At 71.3% G+C, this 20,959-nt stretch carries 20 protein-coding genes; 5 read left to right on the top strand and 15 right to left on the bottom strand.

Annotated features, from left to right (window positions below):
• The first annotated feature begins 116 nt into the window (after window positions 1–116).
• The gene (locus HET64_RS21540; RefSeq protein ID WP_215107999.1) at window positions 117–320 is read left to right on the top strand and encodes a hypothetical protein; all 204 of its coding nucleotides are present in this window, start codon (window positions 117–119) and stop codon (window positions 318–320) included.
• Window positions 321–362: 42 nt separating this feature from the next.
• Here the strand turns inward: HET64_RS21540 and HET64_RS21535 are convergent, their stop codons facing one another.
• Entirely contained in the window at window positions 363–746 is a 384-nt protein-coding gene (locus HET64_RS21535; protein WP_251145654.1) for a metal-sensitive transcriptional regulator, read from the bottom strand.
• A gap of 320 nt (window positions 747–1,066) precedes the next feature.
• On the opposite strand from HET64_RS21535, the gene HET64_RS21530 reads away from it, so the two are divergent.
• Together HET64_RS21530 and HET64_RS21525 are read left to right on the top strand one after the other, a co-directional pair.
• Window positions 1,067–1,687 (top strand): DUF47 domain-containing protein, encoded by a 621-nt coding sequence (locus HET64_RS21530; RefSeq protein WP_007449359.1) that lies wholly within the window; start codon window positions 1,067–1,069, stop codon window positions 1,685–1,687.
• A 5-nt stretch (window positions 1,688–1,692) separates the two neighbouring features.
• A complete protein-coding gene (locus HET64_RS21525; RefSeq protein WP_097910235.1) occupies window positions 1,693–2,691 on the top strand; it encodes an inorganic phosphate transporter in 999 nt (332 codons plus the stop codon).
• 123 nt (window positions 2,692–2,814) lie between these two features.
• Here the strand turns inward: HET64_RS21525 and pstB are convergent, their stop codons facing one another.
• The 11 genes from pstB to mshD all read right to left on the bottom strand — a co-directional run bounded on the left by pstB (window position 2,815) and on the right by mshD (window position 15,065).
• A complete protein-coding gene (gene pstB / locus HET64_RS21520; protein WP_215107997.1) occupies window positions 2,815–3,591 on the bottom strand; it encodes a phosphate ABC transporter ATP-binding protein PstB in 777 nt (258 codons plus the stop codon).
• Between the two features lie 39 nt (window positions 3,592–3,630).
• Complete coding sequence (pstA, locus tag HET64_RS21515) at window positions 3,631–4,713, bottom strand: phosphate ABC transporter permease PstA (protein ID WP_215107995.1); 1,083 nt, start codon at window positions 4,711–4,713, stop codon at window positions 3,631–3,633.
• A complete protein-coding gene (pstC, locus tag HET64_RS21510; protein WP_215107993.1) occupies window positions 4,710–5,702 on the bottom strand; it encodes a phosphate ABC transporter permease subunit PstC in 993 nt (330 codons plus the stop codon). Before pstC ends, pstA begins: the two co-directional genes overlap by 4 nt.
• Window positions 5,703–5,900: 198 nt before the next feature.
• On the bottom strand, window positions 5,901–7,037 hold the full coding sequence (gene pstS / locus HET64_RS21505) for a phosphate ABC transporter substrate-binding protein PstS (RefSeq protein WP_215107991.1): 1,137 nt from the start codon (window positions 7,035–7,037) through the stop codon (window positions 5,901–5,903).
• A gap of 292 nt (window positions 7,038–7,329) precedes the next feature.
• A complete protein-coding gene (locus tag HET64_RS21500) occupies window positions 7,330–7,785 on the bottom strand; it encodes an NUDIX hydrolase (RefSeq protein WP_215107989.1) in 456 nt (151 codons plus the stop codon).
• Window positions 7,782–9,047, bottom strand: a complete 1,266-nt coding sequence (locus HET64_RS21495) for a CHAD domain-containing protein (protein WP_215107987.1) — start codon at window positions 9,045–9,047, stop codon at window positions 7,782–7,784. Before HET64_RS21495 ends, HET64_RS21500 begins: the two co-directional genes overlap by 4 nt.
• The gene (locus tag HET64_RS21490) at window positions 9,034–11,283 is read right to left on the bottom strand and encodes an RNA degradosome polyphosphate kinase (RefSeq protein ID WP_215107985.1); all 2,250 of its coding nucleotides are present in this window, start codon (window positions 11,281–11,283) and stop codon (window positions 9,034–9,036) included. The genes HET64_RS21495 and HET64_RS21490 overlap by 14 nt, the downstream gene beginning before the upstream one ends.
• 394 nt (window positions 11,284–11,677) lie before the next feature.
• On the bottom strand, window positions 11,678–12,679 hold the full coding sequence (locus HET64_RS21485; RefSeq protein WP_215107983.1) for an ABC transporter permease: 1,002 nt from the start codon (window positions 12,677–12,679) through the stop codon (window positions 11,678–11,680).
• Complete coding sequence (locus tag HET64_RS21480) at window positions 12,676–13,584, bottom strand: ABC transporter ATP-binding protein (RefSeq protein ID WP_215107981.1); 909 nt, start codon at window positions 13,582–13,584, stop codon at window positions 12,676–12,678. Before HET64_RS21480 ends, HET64_RS21485 begins: the two co-directional genes overlap by 4 nt.
• Complete coding sequence (locus HET64_RS21475; RefSeq protein ID WP_215107979.1) at window positions 13,581–14,006, bottom strand: GntR family transcriptional regulator; 426 nt, start codon at window positions 14,004–14,006, stop codon at window positions 13,581–13,583. Before HET64_RS21475 ends, HET64_RS21480 begins: the two co-directional genes overlap by 4 nt.
• Before the next feature lie 135 nt (window positions 14,007–14,141).
• The gene (gene mshD / locus HET64_RS21470; RefSeq protein WP_215107977.1) at window positions 14,142–15,065 is read right to left on the bottom strand and encodes a mycothiol synthase; all 924 of its coding nucleotides are present in this window, start codon (window positions 15,063–15,065) and stop codon (window positions 14,142–14,144) included.
• Between the two features lie 354 nt (window positions 15,066–15,419).
• Between mshD and HET64_RS21465 the strand changes: the two genes are divergently transcribed.
• Window positions 15,420–17,231 carry a bifunctional UDP-sugar hydrolase/5'-nucleotidase gene (locus HET64_RS21465; RefSeq protein ID WP_215107975.1) on the top strand — a complete coding sequence of 604 codons (1,812 nt, stop codon included), beginning with the start codon at window positions 15,420–15,422 and terminating at the stop codon, window positions 17,229–17,231.
• Between the two features lie 289 nt (window positions 17,232–17,520).
• On the opposite strand, the gene HET64_RS21460 is transcribed toward HET64_RS21465, so the two are convergent.
• Both HET64_RS21460 and HET64_RS21455 read right to left on the bottom strand, forming a co-directional pair.
• Window positions 17,521–18,024 carry a GNAT family N-acetyltransferase gene (locus HET64_RS21460; protein WP_215107973.1) on the bottom strand — a complete coding sequence of 168 codons (504 nt, stop codon included), beginning with the start codon at window positions 18,022–18,024 and terminating at the stop codon, window positions 17,521–17,523.
• 99 nt (window positions 18,025–18,123) lie between these two features.
• Complete coding sequence (locus HET64_RS21455) at window positions 18,124–18,708, bottom strand: isochorismatase family protein (RefSeq protein ID WP_215107971.1); 585 nt, start codon at window positions 18,706–18,708, stop codon at window positions 18,124–18,126.
• A gap of 181 nt (window positions 18,709–18,889) precedes the next feature.
• Between HET64_RS21455 and HET64_RS21450 the strand changes: the two genes are divergently transcribed.
• Window positions 18,890–19,885, top strand: a complete 996-nt coding sequence (locus tag HET64_RS21450; protein ID WP_215107969.1) for a GlxA family transcriptional regulator — start codon at window positions 18,890–18,892, stop codon at window positions 19,883–19,885.
• A gap of 38 nt (window positions 19,886–19,923) precedes the next feature.
• Here the strand turns inward: HET64_RS21450 and HET64_RS21445 are convergent.
• On the bottom strand, window positions 19,924–20,959 hold a 1,036-nt coding region (locus HET64_RS21445), incomplete at its 5' end, for a HAMP domain-containing sensor histidine kinase (RefSeq protein WP_215107967.1).

The following is a 20,959-nucleotide window of genomic DNA, read 5'->3' as shown; positions in this document are numbered from 1 at the left end:
GGTTGGGAGGGGGCGGAAAATGGTCCGTCCGTGCCATGCGCGGTGCCTATCGCGCTCCCTAGGCTGGGAAGCCGGTGTGCCAGGGGCCGGTGACGGCCGGGAGACGGCAGAGAGAGGTGACGCAGGTGGTGACGCTCAGCGCTCCGAACGCTCAGGACTGTGTGGCCCTCGCCGAGATCGAGCTGTGCGGCGAGCTGATGATCGCCGCGTCGGCGGCGGGTGAGGAACGCCTCAGTCCCGATCGGATCGACGAAGTGCTCGACGTGCGCGGCGCGGAGTCCTGGGCGACGGTCCCCCGGCAGGCCGCTCGCCGGGGGTGACGCCCTTTCCCTCCGCACCGCCATCGCTCACGGGGTCGCGCATCAGGTGCGGAGCAGGCGGGCGATGGCCTTCGTGGCCTCCTCGACCTTCGCGTCGACCTCCTCGCCGCCCTTGACGGCCGCGTCGGCGACACAGTGGCGCAGGTGCTCCTCCAGCAGCTGGAGGGCGAAGGACTGGAGCGCCTTGGTGGACGCCGACACCTGGGTGAGTATGTCGATGCAGTAGACGTCCTCGTCGACCATGCGCTGGAGGCCGCGGATCTGGCCCTCGATGCGGCGGAGCCGTTTGAGGTGCTCGTCCTTCTGGTGGTGGTAGCCGTGAATGCCGCGGTCGTGGTCGGTGACGATGTCCGCAGGGGCGGCCGCCCCCGCGTCCGGGGCGCCCACGCCCGTTGATTCCGTCCCTGTGGTCCCGGTCGTGGTCATCTGCGTCCTCCCGTTGCTGTCCTCTGAGTGTCCCTGCCGGTAAGTGTCCCTGCCGGAACGCGGAAATGCGGAACCCCGGGCCCGCTGTTGTGCCGTGGGGGCCGTGCCGGACGGTTCCGCCGCCCTGCCCCGTACCCCTCGCACCGTGCCGTATGGATACCCCTGCCGGGTATATGGTAACGAATCCCGCCGAACCGTGACCGGGGGTCCGTGCTGATCGGCCTGTTCGATGGGCGACACTGAAGAACGCCGGTTAGCCGTGGCCGGATGATGCGCCTAGCATCAGCCTGACCGAATCCAAAGCATCCCGAGGACCCCACGTGCGCTTTCGTCTGACCCCCAGGGAGACGAGCTTCTACGACATGTTCTCCGCGTCCGCGGACAACATTGTCACGGGCTCGAAACTCCTGATGGAACTGCTCGGGGCGGATTCTGCCTCCCGAGTCGAGATCGCGGAGCGTATGCGGGCAGCGGAGCACGCGGGGGACGATGCCACCCACGCGATCTTCCACCAGCTGAACTCCTCCTTCATCACGCCGTTCGACCGCGAGGACATCTACAAGCTGGCGTCCTCGCTCGACGACATCATGGACTTCATGGAGGAGGCCGTCGACCTGGTCGTCCTCTACCAGGTCCAGGAGCTCCCCAAGGGCGTCGAGCAGCAGATCGAGGTGCTGGCCCGGGCGGCGGAACTGACCGCCGAGGCCATGCCGGGGCTGCGGACCATGGACAACCTCACCGAGTACTGGATCGAGGTCAACCGTCTGGAGAACCAGGCCGACCAGATCCACCGCAAGCTGCTGGCCCAGCTCTTCAACGGCAAGTACGACGCCATGGAGGTGCTGAAGCTCAAGCAGATCGTGGATGTGCTGGAAGAGGCGGCTGACGCGTTCGAGCACGTCGCGAACACCGTGGAGACCATCGCGGTCAAGGAGTCCTGAACCTCGTGGACACCTTTGCGCTGATCGTGACCATCGGTGTCGCGCTCGGCTTCACGTATACGAACGGCTTCCACGACTCGGCGAACGCCATCGCCACCTCGGTCTCCACCCGGGCGCTGACCCCGCGTGCGGCTCTGGCGATGGCGGCGGTGATGAACCTCGCCGGCGCCTTCCTGGGCCAGGGGGTCGCCAAGACCGTCAGCGAGGGCCTGATCGCGACGCCCGTGGGGCAGAAGGGGATGGGGATCCTGTTCGCGGCGCTGGTCGGCGCGATCATCTGGAACCTCATCACCTGGTACTACGGCCTCCCCTCCTCGTCCTCGCACGCCCTGTTTGGCGGCATGGTCGGGGCGGCGCTGGCCGGCGGCACGGACGTCATCTGGTCCGGGGTGCTGGAGAAGGTCGTCATCCCGATGTTCATCTCCCCGTTCGTCGGCCTGATCGCCGGCTATCTGGTGATGGTCGGCATCATGTGGATATTCCGGAAGTCCAACCCGCACAAGGCCAAGCGCGGCTTCCGGATCGCGCAGACGGTCTCGGCGGCGGGCATGGCGCTCGGCCACGGCCTCCAGGACGCGCAGAAGACCATGGGCATCGTCGTGATGGCCCTGGTCATCGCGGACATCGAGGGCCCCAACGACGAGATCCCGGTCTGGGTCAAGATCGCCTGTGCGCTGATGCTCTCGCTGGGTACGTACGCGGGCGGCTGGCGCATCATGCGGACCCTCGGCCGCAAGATCATCGAGCTGGACCCGCCGCAGGGCTTCGCGGCGGAGACGACCGGCGCCTCGATCATGTTCGGTTCGGCGTTCCTGTTCCACGCGCCGATCTCGACGACGCACGTCATCACCTCCGCGATCATGGGCGTCGGGGCCACCAAGCGGGTGAACGCGGTGCGCTGGGGCGTCGCGAAGAACATCATCCTGGGCTGGTTCATCACCATGCCGGCCGCGGCGCTGGTCGCCGCGCTCAGCTACGGAGCGGTTCTCCTGCTCTTCGGCTGAGCAGGGTGGAAGCCCGGTTACACGTGTGGGTCCGCCCCCGTTCTCGTAACGGAACGGGGGCGGACCCTTTCGCCTTGTGGTGGCACCGCCATGCAGCACCGCGGGAGGCTGGGGGAGTCCGGCTCAGCCGAAGCGGCCGGAGATGTAGTCCTCCGTGGCCTGGACCGACGGGTTGGAGAAGATCCGCTCCGTCTCGTCTATCTCGATGAGCCGGCCGGGCTTGCCGACCGCGGAGAGGTTGAAGAACGCGGTGCGGTCCGAGACACGGGCCGCCTGCTGCATGTTGTGCGTCACGATGACGATCGTGAAGCGCTCCTTCAGCTCGCCGATCAGGTCCTCGATGGCGAGCGTCGAGATCGGGTCCAGCGCCGAGCACGGCTCGTCCATCAGCAGGACCTGCGGCTCGACCGCGATGGCGCGGGCGATGCACAGGCGCTGCTGCTGGCCGCCGGAGAGTCCGGAGCCGGGCTTGTTGAGGCGGTCCTTGACCTCGTTCCAGAGGTTCGCGCCGCGCAGGGACCTCTCCACGACGTCGTTGAGCTCGCTCTTGCGGTAGCTGCCGTTCAACCGCAGCCCCGCCGCCACGTTGTCGAAGATCGACATGGTGGGGAAGGGGTTCGGGCGCTGGAAGACCATGCCGACCGTGCGGCGCACGGTGACCGGGTCGACGTTGGAGTCGTAGAGGTTCTCGTCGTCCAGCAGCACCTTGCCCTCGACGCGGCCGCCGGGGGTCACCTCGTGCATCCGGTTCAGGGTGCGCAGGAAGGTGGACTTGCCGCAGCCGGAGGGGCCGATGAAGGCGGTCACGGAGCGGGGCTCCACGGTCATCGAGATGTCCTCGATGGCCTTGTGGCTGCCGTAGAAGGCGTTGAGGCCGCTGATGTCGATGCGCTTGGCCATGGAAATCACTGCTTCTTTCGGGGGGTCGCTGTGGCCGCGTCAGCGACCGGTCTTCGGGGCCTTCCAGCGGGCTATGCCGCGGGCCACCAGATTCAGGATCATGACGAAGGCGATCAGCACCAGGGCGGCGGCCCAGGCGCGGTCGTAGGACGCGGCCTCGCCGATCTTGTACTGCTCGTAGATGTAGAAGGGCAGCGAGGACTGGGCGCCTTCGAAGGGGTTCGAGTTGATCAGCTGGCTGCCGAAGACCAGCAGGATGATCGGCGCGGTCTCACCGGCGATACGGGCGATGGCGAGCATGACGCCCGTGGTGATGCCGCCGATCGCGGTGGGCAGGACCACCTTCAGGATGGTGCGCCACTTCGGGATGCCGAGGGCGAGGGAGGCCTCGCGCAGCTCGTTGGGGACGAGCTTGAGCATCTCCTCGGTGGAGCGGACCACGACGGGGATCATCAGGATCGTCAGCGCCAGCGCGCCCATCAGGCCGGAGGGCTCCAGGTTGGCGATCAGCATGATCGACAGGATGAAGAGACCGGCCACGATGGACGGGATGCCCGTCATCACGTCGACGAAGAACGTGACGGCCTTGGCCAGCGAGCCCTTGCCGTACTCGACGAGGTACACGGCGGTCAGCAGGCCGAGCGGGGCGGAGATCACCGTGGCGATGCCGACCTGCTCCAGGGTGCCGATCAGCGCGTGGTAGACGCCGCCGCTGGCCTCGGAACCGAGCACACCGGCCATCGAGTGGGTGAGGAAGTAGCCGTCCAGGCGCTCCGAGCCGCGGACGATCGTCGTCCACAGGAGCGAGGCCAGCGGGACGACGGCGATCAGGAAGCAGACCCACATCACACTGGTGGCGAGGCGGTCCTTGGCCTGGCGCTGGTTCTCGACGACCGTCGTGGCGACGTACGAGATGGCCAGGAAGAGCAGGGCCGAGATCATGCCCCACTGGATGCGGCTCTCCCAGCCGGCGGCCAGCGAGACGCCGACGCCGAGCGCGACCGAGACGACGGCGAAGCCGAGCGGGGCGAGACGGGGCAGGGAGCGGCTGCCGAGGCTGCTCTGGGGACCGGGTGATGCGGGCGTCGGGCGCTCGATGACGCCGGTGGGTGCGTGGCTCATGCGTTGGCCCCCGAGTACTCCTTGCGGCGGGCGATGATGAGCCGGGCCGCGCCGTTGACCAGCAGGGTGAGGACGAAGAGGACGAGGCCGGAGGCGATCAGGGCGTCCCGCCCGAACGCGTCGGCCTCGCCGAACTTGGCCGCGATGTTCTGGGCGAACGTCCCGCCGCCCGGGTTGAGCACGTGCAGCGAGATGAGGAAGCTCGGGGAGAGGACCGTGGCGACGGCCATCGTCTCGCCGAGCGCGCGGCCGAGGCCGAGCATCGAGGCGGAGATGACGCCGGAGCGGCCGAAGGGCAGCACCGAGAGGCGGATGACCTCCCAGCGGGTGGCGCCGAGCGCGATCGCGGCTTCCTCGTTCATCTTCGGGACCTGGAGGAAGACCTCGCGGCTGACGCTGGTCACGATCGGCAGGATCATGATCGCGAGCAGGATGCCGACGGTGAAGAGCGAGCGGGCGACGCCGACCTCGGTCTTCTCGAAGATGTACGTCCAGCCGAAGAACTGGTCGAGCCAGAGGTTCAGGCCCTCCAGGTACGGCACCAGGACGAGCGCGCCCCAGATGCCGTAGACGATGCTCGGCACGGCGGCCAGCAGGTCCACCACGTACGCGACGGGGGCGGCCAGCTTGCGCGGCGCGTAGTGCGAGATGAACAGGGCGATGCCGACAGCGATCGGAACCGCGATGACCATCGCGATGATCGAGCTGACGACGGTGCCGAAGAGCAGGACCGCGATGCCGAAGACCGGCGGGTCGCCGGCCGGGTTCCAGTCGAAGGTGGTGAGGAAGTTGCCCTCGTCCTTCGAGATGGCGAGCACCGAGCGGTAGGTGAGGAACACGGCGATCGACGCCATGATCACGAGCAGCAGGATGCCCGAGCCGCGGGAGAGGCCCAGGAAGATCTTGTCGCCCATGCGCCCGGTGGACCGGGGGCTGGGCCGCGGGACCGGCGGCGCCGGTGGCGTGTCTATCGGTGTGGTGGAAGCCATGGTCTTTCCGGTCTGTGTGGGGGAGCGGTGTGCTCCCCTGGCGGCGGTGCACCGGATGGAGAGTGGGCGGGAGGCGGGCCGGTCCGGAGGGGTGCGCCGGGCCGGCCTGCCGGTGACGTGTCGCGTCGGTGGCGCGGGGCGCCGGTGACGGTTACGCCGGTGGGCGGCCGGGCCGGGTGGGCCCGGCCGCCCCGGGTGTTACGAGAGGGAGCCGATGGTCTCGCGGACCTTGGCGTTGATCTCGGCCGGGATCGGGGCGTAGCCGGCGTCGGTCAGGATCTTCTGGCCGTCGTCGGAGGCGGCGTAGGAGAGGAAGGACTTGACGGTGTCGAGCGTCTCGGGCTTGTTGCCGCTGTCGCAGACGACCTCGTACGTCACCAGGACCAGCGGGTAGGCGCCCTCGGCCTTGGTGGTGTAGTCGAGGTCGAGCGCCAGGTCCTTGCCGGTGCCCTTGATCTTGGCGGCGGCGATGGCCTTGGAGGCGTTCTCCGACGTGGCCTTCACCGGGGTGGCGCCGCCGGTGTTGATGTCGACGGTGGGGATGTCCTGGGACTTGGCGTAGGAGAGCTCGAAGTAGCCGATCGAGCCGTCGACCTGCTTGACCTGGGCGGCGACGCCGGAGGAGCCGGACGCGGCCTGGCCACCGGGGGCCGGCCACTTCTTCTCGGCCTCGTACTTCCAGTCGCTCGGGGCCGCGGCGCCGAGGTACTTGCCGAGGTTCTGCGTGGTGCCGGAGTCCTCGGAGCGGTGGAAGGCCTGGATCGCCTTGTCGGGCAGCTCGACGCCCTCGTTCAGCTTGGCGATCGCCGGGTCGTTCCACTTCTTGATCTTCGTGTCGAAGATCTTGGCGAGGGTCGGGGCGTCCAGCGTGAGGCTGTCGACGCCCTCCAGCTTGAAGCCGATCGCGACCGGGCCGCCGACCATCGGCAGGTTGATGCCCTGGCCGGTCTTGCACATCTTCTTGGAGTCGGCGACCTCCTCGGGCTTCAGCGCCGAGTCGGAGCCGGCGAAGCCGACGGTGCCCTGGTTGAAGGCGACGATGCCCTCGCCGGAGGAGGAGGAGTTGTAGTTGATCTCCACGCCGGAACAGGCGGCCATGTAGTTCTTGACCCAGAGGTCCATGGCGTTCTTCTGGGCGCTGGAGCCGGAGGCGCGCAGCTGGCCCTCGGCCTTGCCGCAGTCGACGTTCGACGCGGCGGTCGTCTTCTCGCCCGTCCCGGCCGTACCGCCACCGGTGTTGTCGTCCGAACCGCACGCCGTGAGGACCAGGGCGCCGGAGACGGCGAGGGCACCGAGCGCGGTGGCACGAAGCCGGTTCTTGCGCTGAAGCTTCACTTTCGGGTGTTCCTTCCAGGAGCCGCCGTGGTCAGTTCGTTCTACGACGGCGTGCGATGAGGAGCGGTGCTGTGGCTTGCCGCCGCGCACCGTGTACGTCCGAAATTAGGCAGAACAGGTGAAGCCGCCGACGGGGGAGAGTGAACGGCAGGTGAACCGTGTCGGGCAGGCGGGTGCGGGCCGGCCCGGGGCGGCGGCCGGCGTACCGATCGGGGCAGTGGCCGGGCACGGATCGGCGCGGTGGCCGGGGCACGGATCAGGATGGCGGCCGGGGTGCGGTTCGGAACGCGGATCAGGGCGCGGCGAGGGTGTCCAGCAGCGCGGTCAGCTGTCGGACGTCGCGGGGCTGGGTGAGCCGGACGCGGGCGGCGTCGGGGGCCAGCCACAGGATGCGGTCCACCTCGTCGTTGGCGGTGAAGGAGCCGCCGGTCGCCTCGGCCGCCCAGTAGGCGACCTCCTTGGGCCGGCCGTCCACCGGGTAGCGGGAGGTCGGCAGCCGGTCCCCCGGGGCGCAGTGGTGACCGGTCTCCTCCAGCACTTCCCGTACGGCGGCGGCCAGCGGGTCCTCGCCGCGTTTCAGCTTGCCCTTGGGAAAGGACCAGTCGTCGTAGCGGGGCCGGTGGACCAGGCAGACCTCCACCCCGTCCCCGTCCCCGTCCGGGGCGCGGCGCCACAGCACGCAGCCCGCGGCCAGGACGGTGCCGGTGCGGTTCTTCGTGGGCCCGGTGGCCCCCGGGTCCCCGCTCATGGGGTGCTCAGGGCCGCGGCGTACGGCCAGGTCTCCCGGAACACGGCCCGTGCCGCCTCCACCTCGTGGCGCTGGTCCGCGTGGAGCACGCCCAGCGCGTACGCCGTGGCCGGGGCGATCCGGGGGGTGCGGGCCGCCGCTGCCGCCGCCCCGGCCGCCTCCACGGCGTCCCGGTGCAGGTCGAGGGCGTGGCCCGCGCCGGTCAGGGCCGGGTCGGTGGCGCCGAGGACGACCTCGTGGGCGTACCGGTGCAGCCGCAGCAGCAGGCGGGTCTGGTGCCACGCCGCGTCCTGCGCCTCGTTGTACGGCTCCGTGTCGCCGGGCGGCAGGGCGGCCACGGCGGTGAGGAGGCGTTGCTCGGCGCGTTCGGCGGGCTCCAGGAGGGCCTCGGCGGTCCGGCCCGCGGGGCCGGGGGCCAGGGGGACGTCGGAGGCCAGGAGCGCCACGGCGTCGGCGACCGCGTGGAAGCGGGAGGAGCCGAGCGCCTGGAGGGCCGCGGAGTGGGACCGGGTCCGGGCGAGGGTGAGGCGGCGTTCCAGCAGCGCCCCCGCCCGTGCGGCGCCGACCCCGAGGGCGGCGCGGCCCTGGGCGTCGGAGGTGGCGCTCTCCCCGGCGGCCCGGACGCCCCGGGCGGCGGGGAGAGCCGGGCCGGAGAGCTGGTGCAGGGCCTCGACGAGCCGGGTGAGGCGGCCGGCGTAGGCGTGTTCACGGGCGAGGATGCCGGAGAGCCAGGCCAGTTCGGCGCGGAGCTGATCGGCCCAGAGCGGGTCGAGCGCGGCCCGGAAGGTGTGCAGAGCGCCGCTGATCCGGCGGGCCGAGCGGCGCAGTGCGCGGGTGGCGGCCGCGGCGTCGTGGCCGCCGGAGTCCGCGGGGGCGCTGTGCTCGTGGTGCAGGCGCAGGCTCCGCAGGAAGTCCGCGGCCTGCCCCCGGAGGTAGGGCGCGAGGACCGCCTCCGTGGTCAGGTCCCCGGCGAAGCGGGAGCCGCTGGGGCGGGAGCCGGCGGGGCGGGAGCCGCTGGGGTCCGGGGGACGAGCCGCACCGGTGGTGCCGGCGAGCTGCCGTGCCTCCGGTCCCGTGGTGCCGGCGAGCTGCCGTGCCCTCGGTCCCGTGGGGTCGGCGAGGCGCTGTTCCTCCGGTCCCGTGGTGCCGGCGAGCTGCCGTGCCCTCGGTCCCGTGGCGTCGGTGGGCGGCGCGTCCGGTGGGGTGCCGGGGGCCGCGTCCGGCGTCGGCCGGGTCGTCGTCTGCTGGTCAGGGCGTCGCACGCCTGCGCCTCCGGGCGTCGATGAGCATTTCCTGGACGTGCCGCAGCGGCTGGCCGTCCGCGTCCGTGGCGTGCCGGGTCCAGTTCCCGTCGGGGCCCAGGTGCCAGGAGGCGGTGGTGTCGGCCATACCGGTCTCCAGGAGTCGGCTGAGTGCGGCGCGGTGGGCGGGGTCGGTGACCCGGACCAGGGCTTCGATCCGGCGGTCGAGGTTGCGGTGCATCATGTCGGCGCTGCCGAACCACACCTCGGGCTCGCCGCCGTTGCCGAAGGAGAAGACCCGGGAGTGTTCGAGGAAGCGGCCGAGTATGGAGCGGACCCGGATGTTCTCGGAGAGCCCGGCGACGCCGGGGCGGATCGCGCAGATCCCGCGCACCCAGATGTCGACGGGAACGCCCGCCTGCGCGGCCCGGTAGCAGGCGTCGATGATCGCTTCGTCGACCATCGAGTTGACCTTGATCCGGACGTAGGCGGGGCGGCCCGCGCGGTGGTGGGCGATCTCCTTGTTGATCCGGGCGATCAGCCCGTCGCGCAGGGACTTCGGGGCGACCAGGAGGCGGCGGTAGGTCTCGCGTCGGGAGTAGCCGGAGAGCCGGTTGAACAGGTCGGAGAGGTCCGCCCCGACCTGCGGGTCCGCCGTGAGCAGTCCGAGGTCCTCGTACAGCCGGGCCGTCTTGGGGTGGTAGTTGCCGGTGCCGACGTGGGAGTAGCGGCGCAGCGTGTCGCCCTCCTGGCGGACGACCAGGGAGAGCTTGCAGTGGGTCTTCAGCCCGACGAGTCCGTACACGACGTGGCAGCCGGACTCCTCCAGCTTGCGGGCCCACTTGATGTTGGCCTGCTCGTCGAAGCGGGCCTTGATCTCGACGAGGACGAGGACCTGCTTGCCGGACTCGGCGGCGTCGATGAGGGCGTCCACTATCGGGGAGTCGCCGGAGGTGCGGTACAGGGTCTGCTTGATGGCCAGCACGTCCGGGTCGCCCGCCGCCTGCTCCAGGAACGCCTGGACGGAGGTGGAGAACGAGTCGTACGGGTGGTGGAGCAGGACGTCCCGCTCGCGCAGGGCGGCGAAGATGTCGGGTGCGGAGGCGGACTCCACCTCGGCCAGGTCCCGGTGGGTGCCGGCGATGAACTTGGGGAACTTCAGCTCCGGCCGGTCCAGCGAGGCGATGGCGAACAGACCGGTCAGGTCGAGCGGTCCGGGCAGCGGGTAGACCTCCGCGTCGGACACCTTCAGCTCGCGGACCAGCAGGTCCAGGACGTACGGGTCGATGGACTCCTCGACCTCCAGGCGGACCGGCGGGCCGAACCGGCGGCGCATGAGCTCCTTCTCCAGGGCCTGGAGGAGGTTCTCCGCGTCGTCCTCCTCGACCTCCAGGTCCTCGTTCCTGGTGACCCGGAACATGTGGTGCGCCAGCACCTCCATGCCCGGGAACAGCTCCTCCAGGTGCGCCGCGATGACGTCCTCGATGGGGACGTACCGCTGGGGCGAGGCCTCCAGGAAGCGGGTCAGCAGCGGCGGGACCTTGACCCGGGCGAAGTGCCGGTGGCCGCTGACCGGGTTGCGGACGACGACGGCGAGGTTGAGGGAGAGCCCGGAGATGTACGGGAAGGGGTGCGCGGGGTCGACGGCCAGCGGGGTCAGGACCGGGAAGACGCGCTGCCGGAAGAAGGTGAACAGGCGGGCCTGCTCCTTCTCGGTCAGGTCCGGCCAGCGGATCAGCTGGATGCCCTCGTCGGACAGGTCCGGGGCGATGTCCTGCTGGTAGCAGGCGGCGTGCCGGGCCATGAGCTCGCGCGAGCGGGTCCAGATGAGGTCCAGGACCTCGCGGGGCTGGAGGCCGGAGGCGGAGCGGGTGGCGACGCCGGTGGCGATGCGGCGCTTGAGGCCGGCCACCCGGACCATGAAGAACTCGTCCAGGTTCGACGCGAAGATGGCGAGGAAGTTGGCCCGCTCCAGGATGGGCGTGGCCGGGTCCTCGGCGAGTTCCAGGACCCGTTCGTTGAACGCGAGCCAGCTGCGTTCGCGGTCCAGGAAGCGGCCCTGGGGCAGCTCGTCGCCGTCCCGGTCGGGCTCGTAGGCGTCCGCGTCGGCGTCCAGATCGGGATCGAGATCGGCGGCGGTGGAGAAGCCGACCCCGTTGGGCGCGGGGGTGGCGTGCGGCCGGTGCGCGGCGAGTGAGCCGACGGACGGCTGGGCGGCGGGCTGGACCGGGACCTCGGAGCTGGGCTGCTGGCTCATGGACCTATTGTTCCGCGCTGAGCGCTCCTCAGGCGCGTCGGAGCCCGGAAAGATCGCGGAAGGCCCGGGAAACCCCGGGTCACGGCCGGGGGAGCCCTGAGCGGCGTTTCCCCGGGCTCTCCCGTTGCGGCGGGGGGCGGGCACAGCTGGCTGCATCCCGTGAGGGTCGCAAGGGCGTCTGAATGGCCGGTAACGGCGACATGACGTACAGGAAGCGGTGTGCCTGCGGGTGGGTCTCGCCGTCACTGTACGTGTTCGGTGCTCCGGTGCTGCTCCCGGGGCGGGCGTACGTGTTCGGCGCGCCGGGCCGCCATCGGGGGCGGGCCTACGTGCTCGCCGCCCGGGCCCACCCCTCGTGGGGCCCGGACGGCGGTCTTCTGGCGGGCGGGTCCGCTCAGCCGTGCAGGCGGCGCAGGACCCGGAAGGCGGCGAACACGGCGAGGGCGGCGAGGGCGAGGAGGATGCCGGTCTCGACGAGCTGGAGGGGCCAGTAGTGGGAGGCGGGGTGGTAGTCGGCGAAGTAGCCGATGCCGCCCCGGTCGCGCATGCAGGCCTCGGCGCTCTGCGTCATGTTGGCCTCGAAGCAGTCCTGCCAGTCCAGCCTCTCGCCCGAGGCGGTGAGCATCCCGGAGTCGATCGGCCAGTCGCCGGCCTCGTAATCCAGGACCCCGTCGCTCTTCCGAAAGGCGGAGGGCCACAGTTTGTAGCGCCACGTGCCCAGGCAGACGGCCACCGCCCCGAGCACGAGAGCGGTTACGGAGACGGACAGCAGGGTGCGCCGGACGAGTACCGCGCACAGCGCGCCTACCGCCACGGCCAGCAGCGCGTAGCCGAGGATCGCGGGCCCGGTGCCGGGGAACACGCCCTCGGCGTGCCATCTGAGCCCCGGGCTGTTCGGGCCCGCCCGGAGCGCCCGGAGCCCCCAGCGGTAGACGATGACCAGGACCATCAGGCCGGTGACCGTGAGTGCGGCGGGTACGGCCAGCCGGGCGGCGAGCCAGCGGGCGGGGGAGACGGCCTGTGCCCAGGCCAACCGGAACGTGCCGCTCTCCAGCTCGCGGGCGATCAGCGGGCCCGCGACGAAGACGCCGATGAGCCCGGCCAGCAGGAGCAGCACCCCACCACCGTCGGCCAGGAAGGTCTCGGTGGACGTGTGGGCGTAGCTGGAGACGAAGATGTCGTCGCCGCACCGGGTGGTGTCGCCGTTGGCGCACCGCACCGGGGAGGATGCCATCCAGACGCTGAGCGCGACGACGATGCCGATGCCGATGACCAGCAGGGCGGCGCCCGCCCACAGGGCCTTGCGGTGCAGGCGCAGCAGCACCCGGACGGGCCCGCGCAGGGTGGTGGAGGCCGTGGTGACGGTGTCGGTCTTCGGGCGGGTGAGCGTGCTCACGCGGACGTCACCTCCGCACGCGCCCCGGCCGAAGCGCTCGGCGTCAGCAGCGGCGGGGCGTCCGGGGAGCGGAGGTGGGCGAGGAGCAGCTCCTCCAGGGACGGTTCCGTGACGGCCCAGGCGGTGGTGTCCACGGGGCCCTCCTTCCTGACGAGCGCGGTGAGCTGACGGCCCGTCGTGCGGGATTCGACGACGGTGTGCGGGGAAAGGTCGCGGGCCCGGCCGGTGAGGAGGGCGTGGGCGGAGACGATGTCCTCGGCCTCGCCGGCGAGCCGGACGCGCCCCCCGTCGACGAACAGCAGGTAGTCGCAGGCGCCCTCCAGTTCGGTGAGGATGTGCGAGGACATCACGATGCCGGTGCCGTGCTCGGCGGTCTCCGCCATCAGGACGCCCATCAGCTCGTGCCGGGCGAGCGGGTCCAGGTCGGCCATCGGCTCGTCCAGCAGCATCAGTTCGGGCCGCTTGCCGAGTGCGAGGGCCAGCGCGAGCCGGGTCCGCTGCCCGCCGGAGAGGGTGCGGACGCGGGCCTTTCGCGGCAGCGGTCCGGCGATCCGGTCGGCGGTGGCACGGTCCCAGCGCCCCGGGTTCAGTTCGGCCCCGGCCCACAGCGTGTCGGCGACGGTGAGCTGCGGGTACAGGGGCTTGTCCTGGGAGACGAAGGCGATGCGGTCGCGTACGTCGCCGGGGGTGGTGGAGCCGAGGACGGTGAGGGACCCGGCGCTGGGGCGGTCCAGCCCTGCCGCCAGGTTCAACAGGGTCGACTTGCCCGCGCCGTTGGGCCCGACGAGGGCGCAGACGCGGCCGGCGGGCAGCCGGAACGAGCAGTCGTGCAGGGCGCGGTGGCCGCCGCCTCCGCGCCCATAGGTCCTTCCGAGGCCGTGTGCCTCGATCGCGACGCCGGTCATCGTTCCTCGTCCCCCTTGTACGTGCTGTCCAGTACGGCGGTGAAGAGCGCGCCGACGTCGTCCTTCTCCAGGCCGGCCGCCCGGGCCCGGCGGGCCCAGTCGGCGAGTTCGGTGCGCAGCGGTGCGTCGGCGGCGGTCGCGTCGGCCGCGCCGCCCAGCGTGCCCAGCGTCCTGCGGACGAAGGTGCCGAGCCCGCGGCGGGCCTCGACGAGGCCTTCGCGTTCCAGCTCGCGGTAGGCCTTGAGGACCGTGTTCGGGTTGATCGCGGTGGCTTCCACGACCTCGCGGGCGGTCGGCAGCCGGTCGCCCGGTTCGAGCACGCCCAGGCGCAGGGCCTGCTTCGTCTGCTGGACGATCTGGAGGTAGGTGGCGACGCCGCTGCGCCGGTCGATGCGGAACTCGACCGCTGCGGACTCGCTCATGGACACCACCCTTTCACTAATTGAGTAGTGAAAGTGTGGTGCAAAGAAGGGGACGGCGTCAAGTGACGCCGCCCCCGGCCCGTCCGGCGGGCTGTCAGTACGTGGGCGTCAGTAGTGCGTGTCGGTACGTGCGTGTCAGGACTCCGTGCGGTACATCAGGTCCACCTCGTGCGTGGTGAAGCCGATGCGCTCGTACACCGTCACGGCCGCCGTGTTGTCCGCGTCCACGTAGAGCATCGCGGTGGGCAGCGCCTCGGCTGCCAGGTGGTGCAGCCCGATCGAGGTCAGCGCCTTGCCGAGGCCACCGCCCTGGGCCTCGGGCAGCACGCCGACCACGTACACCTCGCCGAGCTGCTCCGCCGCGTGCACCTTCGTCCAGTGGAAGCCGACGATCTCCCCGTCCCGCTCGGCCAGGAAGAAGCCCTTCGGGTCGAACCAGGGCTCGGCCTTGCGGTCGTCCAGGTCCTGCTGCGTCAGGGACCCCTGCTCGGGGTGGTGGGCGAACGCGGCTCGGTTCACGGCGAGCCAGGCGGCGTCGTCACGGCCCGGCTCGAAGGTCCGTACGGTGACGCCCTCCGGGAGCACCGGCTCCGCGAGGTCGAGCGGGACCAGGCTGCGCCGGAGCTGGCGCAGCTCGCGGAAGAGGGAGAGGCCGAGGACCTGGGCCAGGTGGCGGGCGGCGGAGCTGCCACCGTGCGCCCAGACCCGCAGCCGCTTGCCGGTCGCCGCGAGGAGGGCCGCGCCGAGCGCCCGGCCGTGTCCGTGGCCGCGCCGGTCGGGGTGGACGACCAGCTCGGCGGCCGGGGCCTCGACCGGGTCGGTGTCCTCCAGCTGGGCGTAGCCGACGAGCGCCCCGTCGACGGTGAGCAGGAAGTGCCGGACGCCGTCGCGGTGTCCGCCCCGGATGCGGAGCCTGCCCTGCTCGGAGACGGCCTGCCGGCCGTCGGACCGGGCGGCCTCGGCGAGCAGGGCGAGGACGGTGTCGGCCTGCGCGGAGTCGAGTGCGTCGAGGGTCTGGACCTCGCGTCCGGGGGCGGGGAGGGGTGCGTCAGTCGTCATGCCTCCGAGCGTACGGCGAGCGGTGCGCCCGGCGGCGGCGCGGCGGGGTGGCGGTGCTGCGGGCTGTGGGGAGTTCCGGGACCTCCGTCCGTAGGTCATGGCGCCCGGGCTTTCGGTGGTGATGCGTGCCGTGACGTTTCTGCCCGGATATATGAGTCATACGGGTGATACAGGCGGGTGCGGGAACGTTCCTGACGAGCCATTTGGCCGGATGGCAACCAGTCCGTAACCCCGAACACCTGTTGCGCTACGCGCGTTGACCCTAGGCTGCGGCACGCAGGATCCCAGACGTGACACCAGCGACACGACTGACACCACCGACGCCACCGACAGCACTGACACACAAGGGGACCGATGTCAGCGACTCCGCAGAAGAACCGTGCGACACGGCGGGTGATCGCCGCCGCGGCCGGTCTGGCCACCGTGGGCGCCCTCGTCGCCGCGATGCCGGCCGGCGCCCATGACCGGGGCAACGGTCACGGGCACGGCCACAAGCCCCGTACCGTCGACGTGCAGTTGCTGTCGTTCAACGACCTGCACGGCAACCTGGAGCCGCCGGCCGGCTCGGCGGGCAACGTCTCCGAGACGCAGCCCGACGGCACGGTGAAGGCGATCCCGGCCGGAGGCGTCGAGTACCTGGCGACCTCGCTGCGCACCGCGCGCAAGGGCAACCCGTACTCCGTCACGGCGGCCGGCGGCGACATGGTCGGCGCGAGCCCGCTGCTGTCGGGCCTCTTCCACGACGAGCCGACGATCGAGGCGCTGAACGGCCTCGACCTGGACGTCTCGGCGGTCGGCAACCACGAGTTCGACGAGGGCGCGGCCGAGCTGGCCCGCCTCCAGAACGGCGGCTGCCACCCGGTCGAGGGCTGCTACGAGAAGGGCAAGAAGTTCCAGGGAGCGGACTTCCCCTACCTCGCGGCCAACGTGACCAAGGAGAAGACCGGCAAGCCGCTGCTGAAGCCGTACACCGTCTGGAAGAAGAACGGCGTCAAGATCGGCTTCATCGGTGTGACGCTGGAGGGCACCCCGGACATCGTCACCGCGAACGGCGTCAAGGGCCTCAAGTTCCACGACGAGGTCGAGACGATCAACAAGTACGCCCGCGAGCTGGACCGCAAGGGCGTCAAGTCCATCGTCGCGCTGATCCACGAGGGCGGCGCCCCGGCCTCCACCTCGTACAACTACGACTGCGACAGCCCCGGCGCGGGCGACGGCATCTCCGGCCCGATCGTCGACATCGCGAAGGGCATCACGCCGAAGGTGGACGCCCTCGTCACGGGCCACACCCACCAGGCGTACGTGTGCACCGTCCCGGACCCGTCGGGCAAGCCGCGCATGGTCACCTCGGCCTCGTCGTTCGGCAAGCTGTACACGGACACCACGCTCACCTACGACCGCCGCACCAAGGACATCGTCCGTACGTCGGTGAAGTCCGCGAACCACGTCGTGACCCGGGACCAGGCCAAGGCCAGCGACATGACGCGCCTGATCGACCGCTGGAACAAGCTCGCCGCCCCGATCGCGAGCAAGCCGCAGGGCTGGATCAGCGCCGACATCAACGGCCGCGGCTCCACGGCCCCCGAGAAGCCGCTCGGCAACGTCATCGCCGACGCTCAGCTCGAAGGCCTCGCCCCCGCCGACAAGGGCGGCGCGGAAGTCGCGTTCATGAACCCGGGCGGTATCCGCGCGGACCTGGTGCACAAGGCGTCCGGCAGTGAGGGCGACGGGGTCGTCACGTACGGCGAGGCGTTCACCGTGCAGCCGTTCACCAACATGATGAACGTCGTCGACCTGACCGGCGCCCAGCTGGTCACCGCGCTCCAGCAGCAGGTCAGCGGATCCAACGAGGCCAGCCCGAAGATCCTCCAGGTCTCCGAGGGGCTCACCTACACCCTCGACCTGACGAAGAGCGGCGCGGACCGCGTGGTCGCCGGCACCATCAGGCTGAACGGTGCGGCGATCGACCCGGCCAAGACCTACCGCGTCGCGATGAACGAGTTCCTCGCGGGCGGCGGCGACGGCTTCGCGGCCCTCGGCGCGGGCACGAACAAGCTGGTCGGCGCCTCCGACCTGGACCTGTTCAACGCCTACCTGGCGGCCCACTCCACGGCCGCCGCCCCGCTGGCCCCGCCGGCGACGGACCGGATCACGGTCATTCAGTAACCCCCGGTGAACAAAGGGGCGGTGGGTCTTCGGGCCTGCCGCCCCTTTTCGCGTCTCATCGTCTGGTCCTCGACGCGGTCACACCGCACGGATCACTCGGCGACGAACGCGTGCGCAGGACGCTGCGGGCCCATCTGCGCTCGGTGCTGGTGACCGGACGTGACGGACGGCCGGTGATCCGACGTCACGCGAGGGACGCGGCTGTCGACGGGGCGTGACCGTGCCGAGGCACCACGGCGGTGCCACCCCCTGACGCGGGAGCAGCGGGACCGCGTCCGGCCGGCCGGGTTCACGTCGCCGTACCGGCCCAGGTGACGGCGAAGTAGGTGACGCGCTCGTCCTCCCCGACCGGACGCATTCCCGCCGCCGTCATCACGCGCTGGGACGCGATGTTGTCGTGGTCGGCGTCGCCCTTCACCGAGACGACGCCGGCGGCCCGGGCGAACGACAGGAGGGCGCGGAGGGCTTCGGAGGCGTACCCCTGCCCCCGGGCCGATGGGACGACGCCGTAGCCGATCGTGACGTGGCCGTGTTCGTCCGGGGGGCTGTGGAAGTCCACACCGCCGATCACCCGGTGGTCCGAGCGGCGGCGGATCGCGTACGGGCCGAACGGCCGGGGATCGCCCGTGGCCGAGCAGCGTTCCAGGAAGCGCCCGGCCACGGACACGTCGTCCTCGGCCGGGAATCCGGGCTCCCAGGCCGTGTCGGCGTCCGGCTCGCCCGCCACCATCTGTTCGGCCTCGGCCACGGATATCGGGTGCAGGACGAGCCGCTCGGTCACCAGGTCGGTCATGGCAGGGAGGTGTATCACGCGGTACGCAGGGGGCGCGCGTGGATTTTCCGGCCCGCAGCCCACCCCCTCCCGGCCTGGTCCGGACGAGAGCCCTATGCCCTATGCCAGGGACTTCTGCGTCGGGACGACCACCCCGTACAGGTCGCCGATGGTGGCCAGCGCGGCGTCGTGCACCTGGCGGGCGTCGAGGTCGGTCCCGGCGACCGGCAGCGACCGGGTCGCGCAGGCGTCGGCGACGACCGTGGGGCGGTTGCCGCGCAGGAACGCGCCCTGGGCCGTGAACGCCACGCACATATGGGTCATCCAGCCCGCGATGATCACGTCCCCGCCCGCCGGGACGTGCTCGCCCAGGTCGGTGCCGTGGAACGAGTCCGGAGCCTTCTTGACGACGACGGTCTCGCCGTCGGCCGGGGCGACGGCCGGGTGGATCCGTCCGATCTCGGCCCGGATGTCGTACGGGGTCCCCTCGCCGCCGTCGTTGATGACGTGGACGACCCGGGTCCCCGCCCCGCGGGCCCGGGCCAGCAGGTGTGCGGCGGCGTCCAGCGAGTCCTGCCAGCCGTCGAGTTCCATCACGCCGCGGGTGTAGGTGTTCTGGTAGTCGACCAGGACCAGCGTGGAGCCGGCGAGCGTGGCCGGGGTCGCGTCGAAGCCGTTGAGTTCGCGCAGGGTGGTTCGGGACATGGGTGTACCGCCTCGGGGTCGTACGTCGGGAAGGGATGCGCTCGGGTCGCTCGGCCGGCGAGCTGCTCCCGACGCTAGGGCCCGGGCCGGGATGTCCGCAATGACGTCTAACATGCAGATACCGACATGCGTCTTTGGCGGCGGCCGCCACCGGACGTACGGCTGATCACGGAGGTCGGGCATGGGAACCGTCGGACGACGCGTCGTCATCGTCCTCTTCGAGGGCGTCGACCTGCTCGACGTCACCGGTCCGCCGGAGGTGTTCTCGCTCGCCCGGCGCGAAGCCGAGGACGCGGACGGCTACGAGGTCGTCCTGGCCGCCGATTCGCTGGACCCCGTCACCACCGGCGCCGGGGTCCGCGTCCTCCCCGACCTCACCTTCGACGAGGCCGCCCGGCGGAGCATCGACACCCTCATCGTGCCCGGCTCGGTGGAGGTCGACAGCGAACGGCGGGTGCACGCCCTCGTCGACCCCGCGCTGGTGGAGCGGGTGAAGGAACTCGCCGGGCGGAGCCGGCGGGTGGCCTCCGTCTGCGTCGGGGCGCATCTGCTGGCCGCCGCCGGGCTGCTCGACGGCAGGCGCGCCACCACCCACTGGTCGACCGCACCGCAACTCGCCGCCGCACACCCGGAGATCGAGGTCGACGCCGACCCGATCTTCATCCGCGAGGGCGACGTCTGGACCGGGGCCGGGATCAGTGCCTGCCTCGACCTGTCCCTCGCCCTCGTCGCCGACGATCTCGGCGAGGCCGTCGCCCTGCGGGTCGCCCGTCAGCTCGTGATGTATCTGAAGCGGCCGAGCGGCCAGAGCCAGTTCAGCGTTCCGCTGGAGCAGATCTCGGCGACGCGGCGCATCGAGGACCTCCGCCACCACATCCTGCGCAACATCGGCCACCGGCTCACCGTCGTGGACCTCGCGGCCCACGCGCACGTCAGCGACCGCCACCTCACCCGGATCTTCCGGACCGAGCTGAACACGACCCCGCACGCGTACATCGAGTCCGTCCGGGTCGAGAAGGCGCGCAATGAACTGGAGTCCTCCGACGCCACCCTCGAACGCATCGCGTCGGTCTGTGGGTTCGGCACGGTGGACACCCTGGTACGCGCCTTCCGGCGGCGGCTGAACGCGACGCCCACGGAGTACCGCCGCAGGTTCCGGTCCTCGCCCGCGGTCTGAGCACGTCGGGCCCGGTGGGCCACGGCCGGATCACCGGATCAGTCGTCCGCCGGGAGATCCACCCGTACGGTCAACCCTCCGTCGGGGTTGGCGATGGCGGTGATCGTGCCGTGGTGGGCGCGTACCACCGCGTGGGCGATGGCCAGGCCGAGGCCGTGCCCCGTGCGGTCGCTGCGCACCCGGGGGGCGGCCCGGTGGAACGGTTCGAAGAGGCGGTCGGTGCGCTCGGGATCCAGCGGGGGGCCGGAGTTGGCGACCTCCAGGGACACCGGCCCGTCGCCGAAGACGGCCACGTGCACCCAGCCGCCCGCATGCCCTTCCGGGACGTTGTGCGTGAGCGCGTTGTCGACAAGGTTGTGCACCAGACGGCGCAGCAGCGCGGTGTTGCCCGCGAACAGGCGCCCCGTCTCCAGATCCGTCTCCAGGGTGATCCCGGCGGACCGCGCCCGCCCGGCCAGCTCCCGACAGGTCTCCGCGGCGATCTCGGCGAGGTCGGCCGGCTCGGTGTCCGGGCGGGCGTGCTCGGCCCCGGCGAGCTGGAGCAGTCCGTGCACGATCTCGATGCTGCGTTCGTTGACGGCGGCCAGGCGCGGGGCGAGCCGCAGCAGTTCCCGGCCCGAACCGTCGGCCGCCGCCAGTTGCAGTGCGGTACGGGTGGTGGCCAGGGGGGTGAGCAGTTCGTGGGAGGCGTTGGCGGCGAAGCGCTGATGGGCGGCGAAGGAGCGTTCCAGCCGGTCCAGGGTGTCGTCGAAGGTGTCGGCGAGCGAGCGGAGTTCGTCGTTCGGGCCGGTGGCGTGGATGCGGTACGAGAGGTCCCCCTCGCCCGCACGGGCGGCGGCCCGGCCGATGGTGTGCAGCGGGGCCAGCAGGCGGCGGGAGAGCAGCCACCCGGCGGCCAGGCCGACCCCGGCCACCAGCGACGCGCCCGCCACGGACACGGTCAGCACGGTGGACCACACGTCCTCCTTGGAGCGGACCACCTGGGTGTCGGCGTACGGTCCGGGGTCGACGAACGGACCGGGGTCGACGAACGGCCCGGGGCCGGTGGGCCGACCGGGGGCGGTGGTCCCCCCG

Source organism: Streptomyces sp. McG3 (assembly GCF_018619185.1).
GTDB lineage: Bacteria > Actinomycetota > Actinomycetes > Streptomycetales > Streptomycetaceae > Streptomyces.
The sequence above is the reverse complement of the archived record's forward strand: the minus strand, read 5'-3'. Positions and strand labels throughout refer to the sequence as shown.

Excerpts from the sequence above, each read along its gene's own strand:
- HET64_RS21535 (WP_251145654.1), bottom strand. The coding sequence starts at position 746 with ATGACCACGACCGGGACCACAGGGACGGAATCAACGGGCGTGGGCGCC.
- pstB (WP_215107997.1), bottom strand. The coding sequence starts at position 3,591 with ATGGCCAAGCGCATCGACATCAGCGGCCTCAACGCCTTCTACGGCAGC.
- pstA (WP_215107995.1), bottom strand. The coding sequence starts at position 4,713 with ATGAGCCACGCACCCACCGGCGTCATCGAGCGCCCGACGCCCGCATCA.
- pstC (WP_215107993.1), bottom strand. The coding sequence starts at position 5,702 with ATGGCTTCCACCACACCGATAGACACGCCACCGGCGCCGCCGGTCCCG.
- HET64_RS21500 (WP_215107989.1), bottom strand. The coding sequence starts at position 7,785 with ATGAGCGGGGACCCGGGGGCCACCGGGCCCACGAAGAACCGCACCGGC.
- HET64_RS21490 (WP_215107985.1), bottom strand. The coding sequence starts at position 11,283 with ATGAGCCAGCAGCCCAGCTCCGAGGTCCCGGTCCAGCCCGCCGCCCAG.
- HET64_RS21480 (WP_215107981.1), bottom strand. The coding sequence starts at position 13,584 with ATGACCGGCGTCGCGATCGAGGCACACGGCCTCGGAAGGACCTATGGG.
- HET64_RS21475 (WP_215107979.1), bottom strand. The coding sequence starts at position 14,006 with ATGAGCGAGTCCGCAGCGGTCGAGTTCCGCATCGACCGGCGCAGCGGC.
- mshD (WP_215107977.1), bottom strand. The coding sequence starts at position 15,065 with ATGACGACTGACGCACCCCTCCCCGCCCCCGGACGCGAGGTCCAGACC.
- HET64_RS21465 (WP_215107975.1), top strand. The coding sequence starts at position 15,420 with ATGTCAGCGACTCCGCAGAAGAACCGTGCGACACGGCGGGTGATCGCC.
- HET64_RS21460 (WP_215107973.1), bottom strand. The coding sequence starts at position 18,024 with ATGACCGACCTGGTGACCGAGCGGCTCGTCCTGCACCCGATATCCGTG.
- HET64_RS21455 (WP_215107971.1), bottom strand. The coding sequence starts at position 18,708 with ATGTCCCGAACCACCCTGCGCGAACTCAACGGCTTCGACGCGACCCCG.
- HET64_RS21450 (WP_215107969.1), top strand. The coding sequence starts at position 18,890 with ATGGGAACCGTCGGACGACGCGTCGTCATCGTCCTCTTCGAGGGCGTC.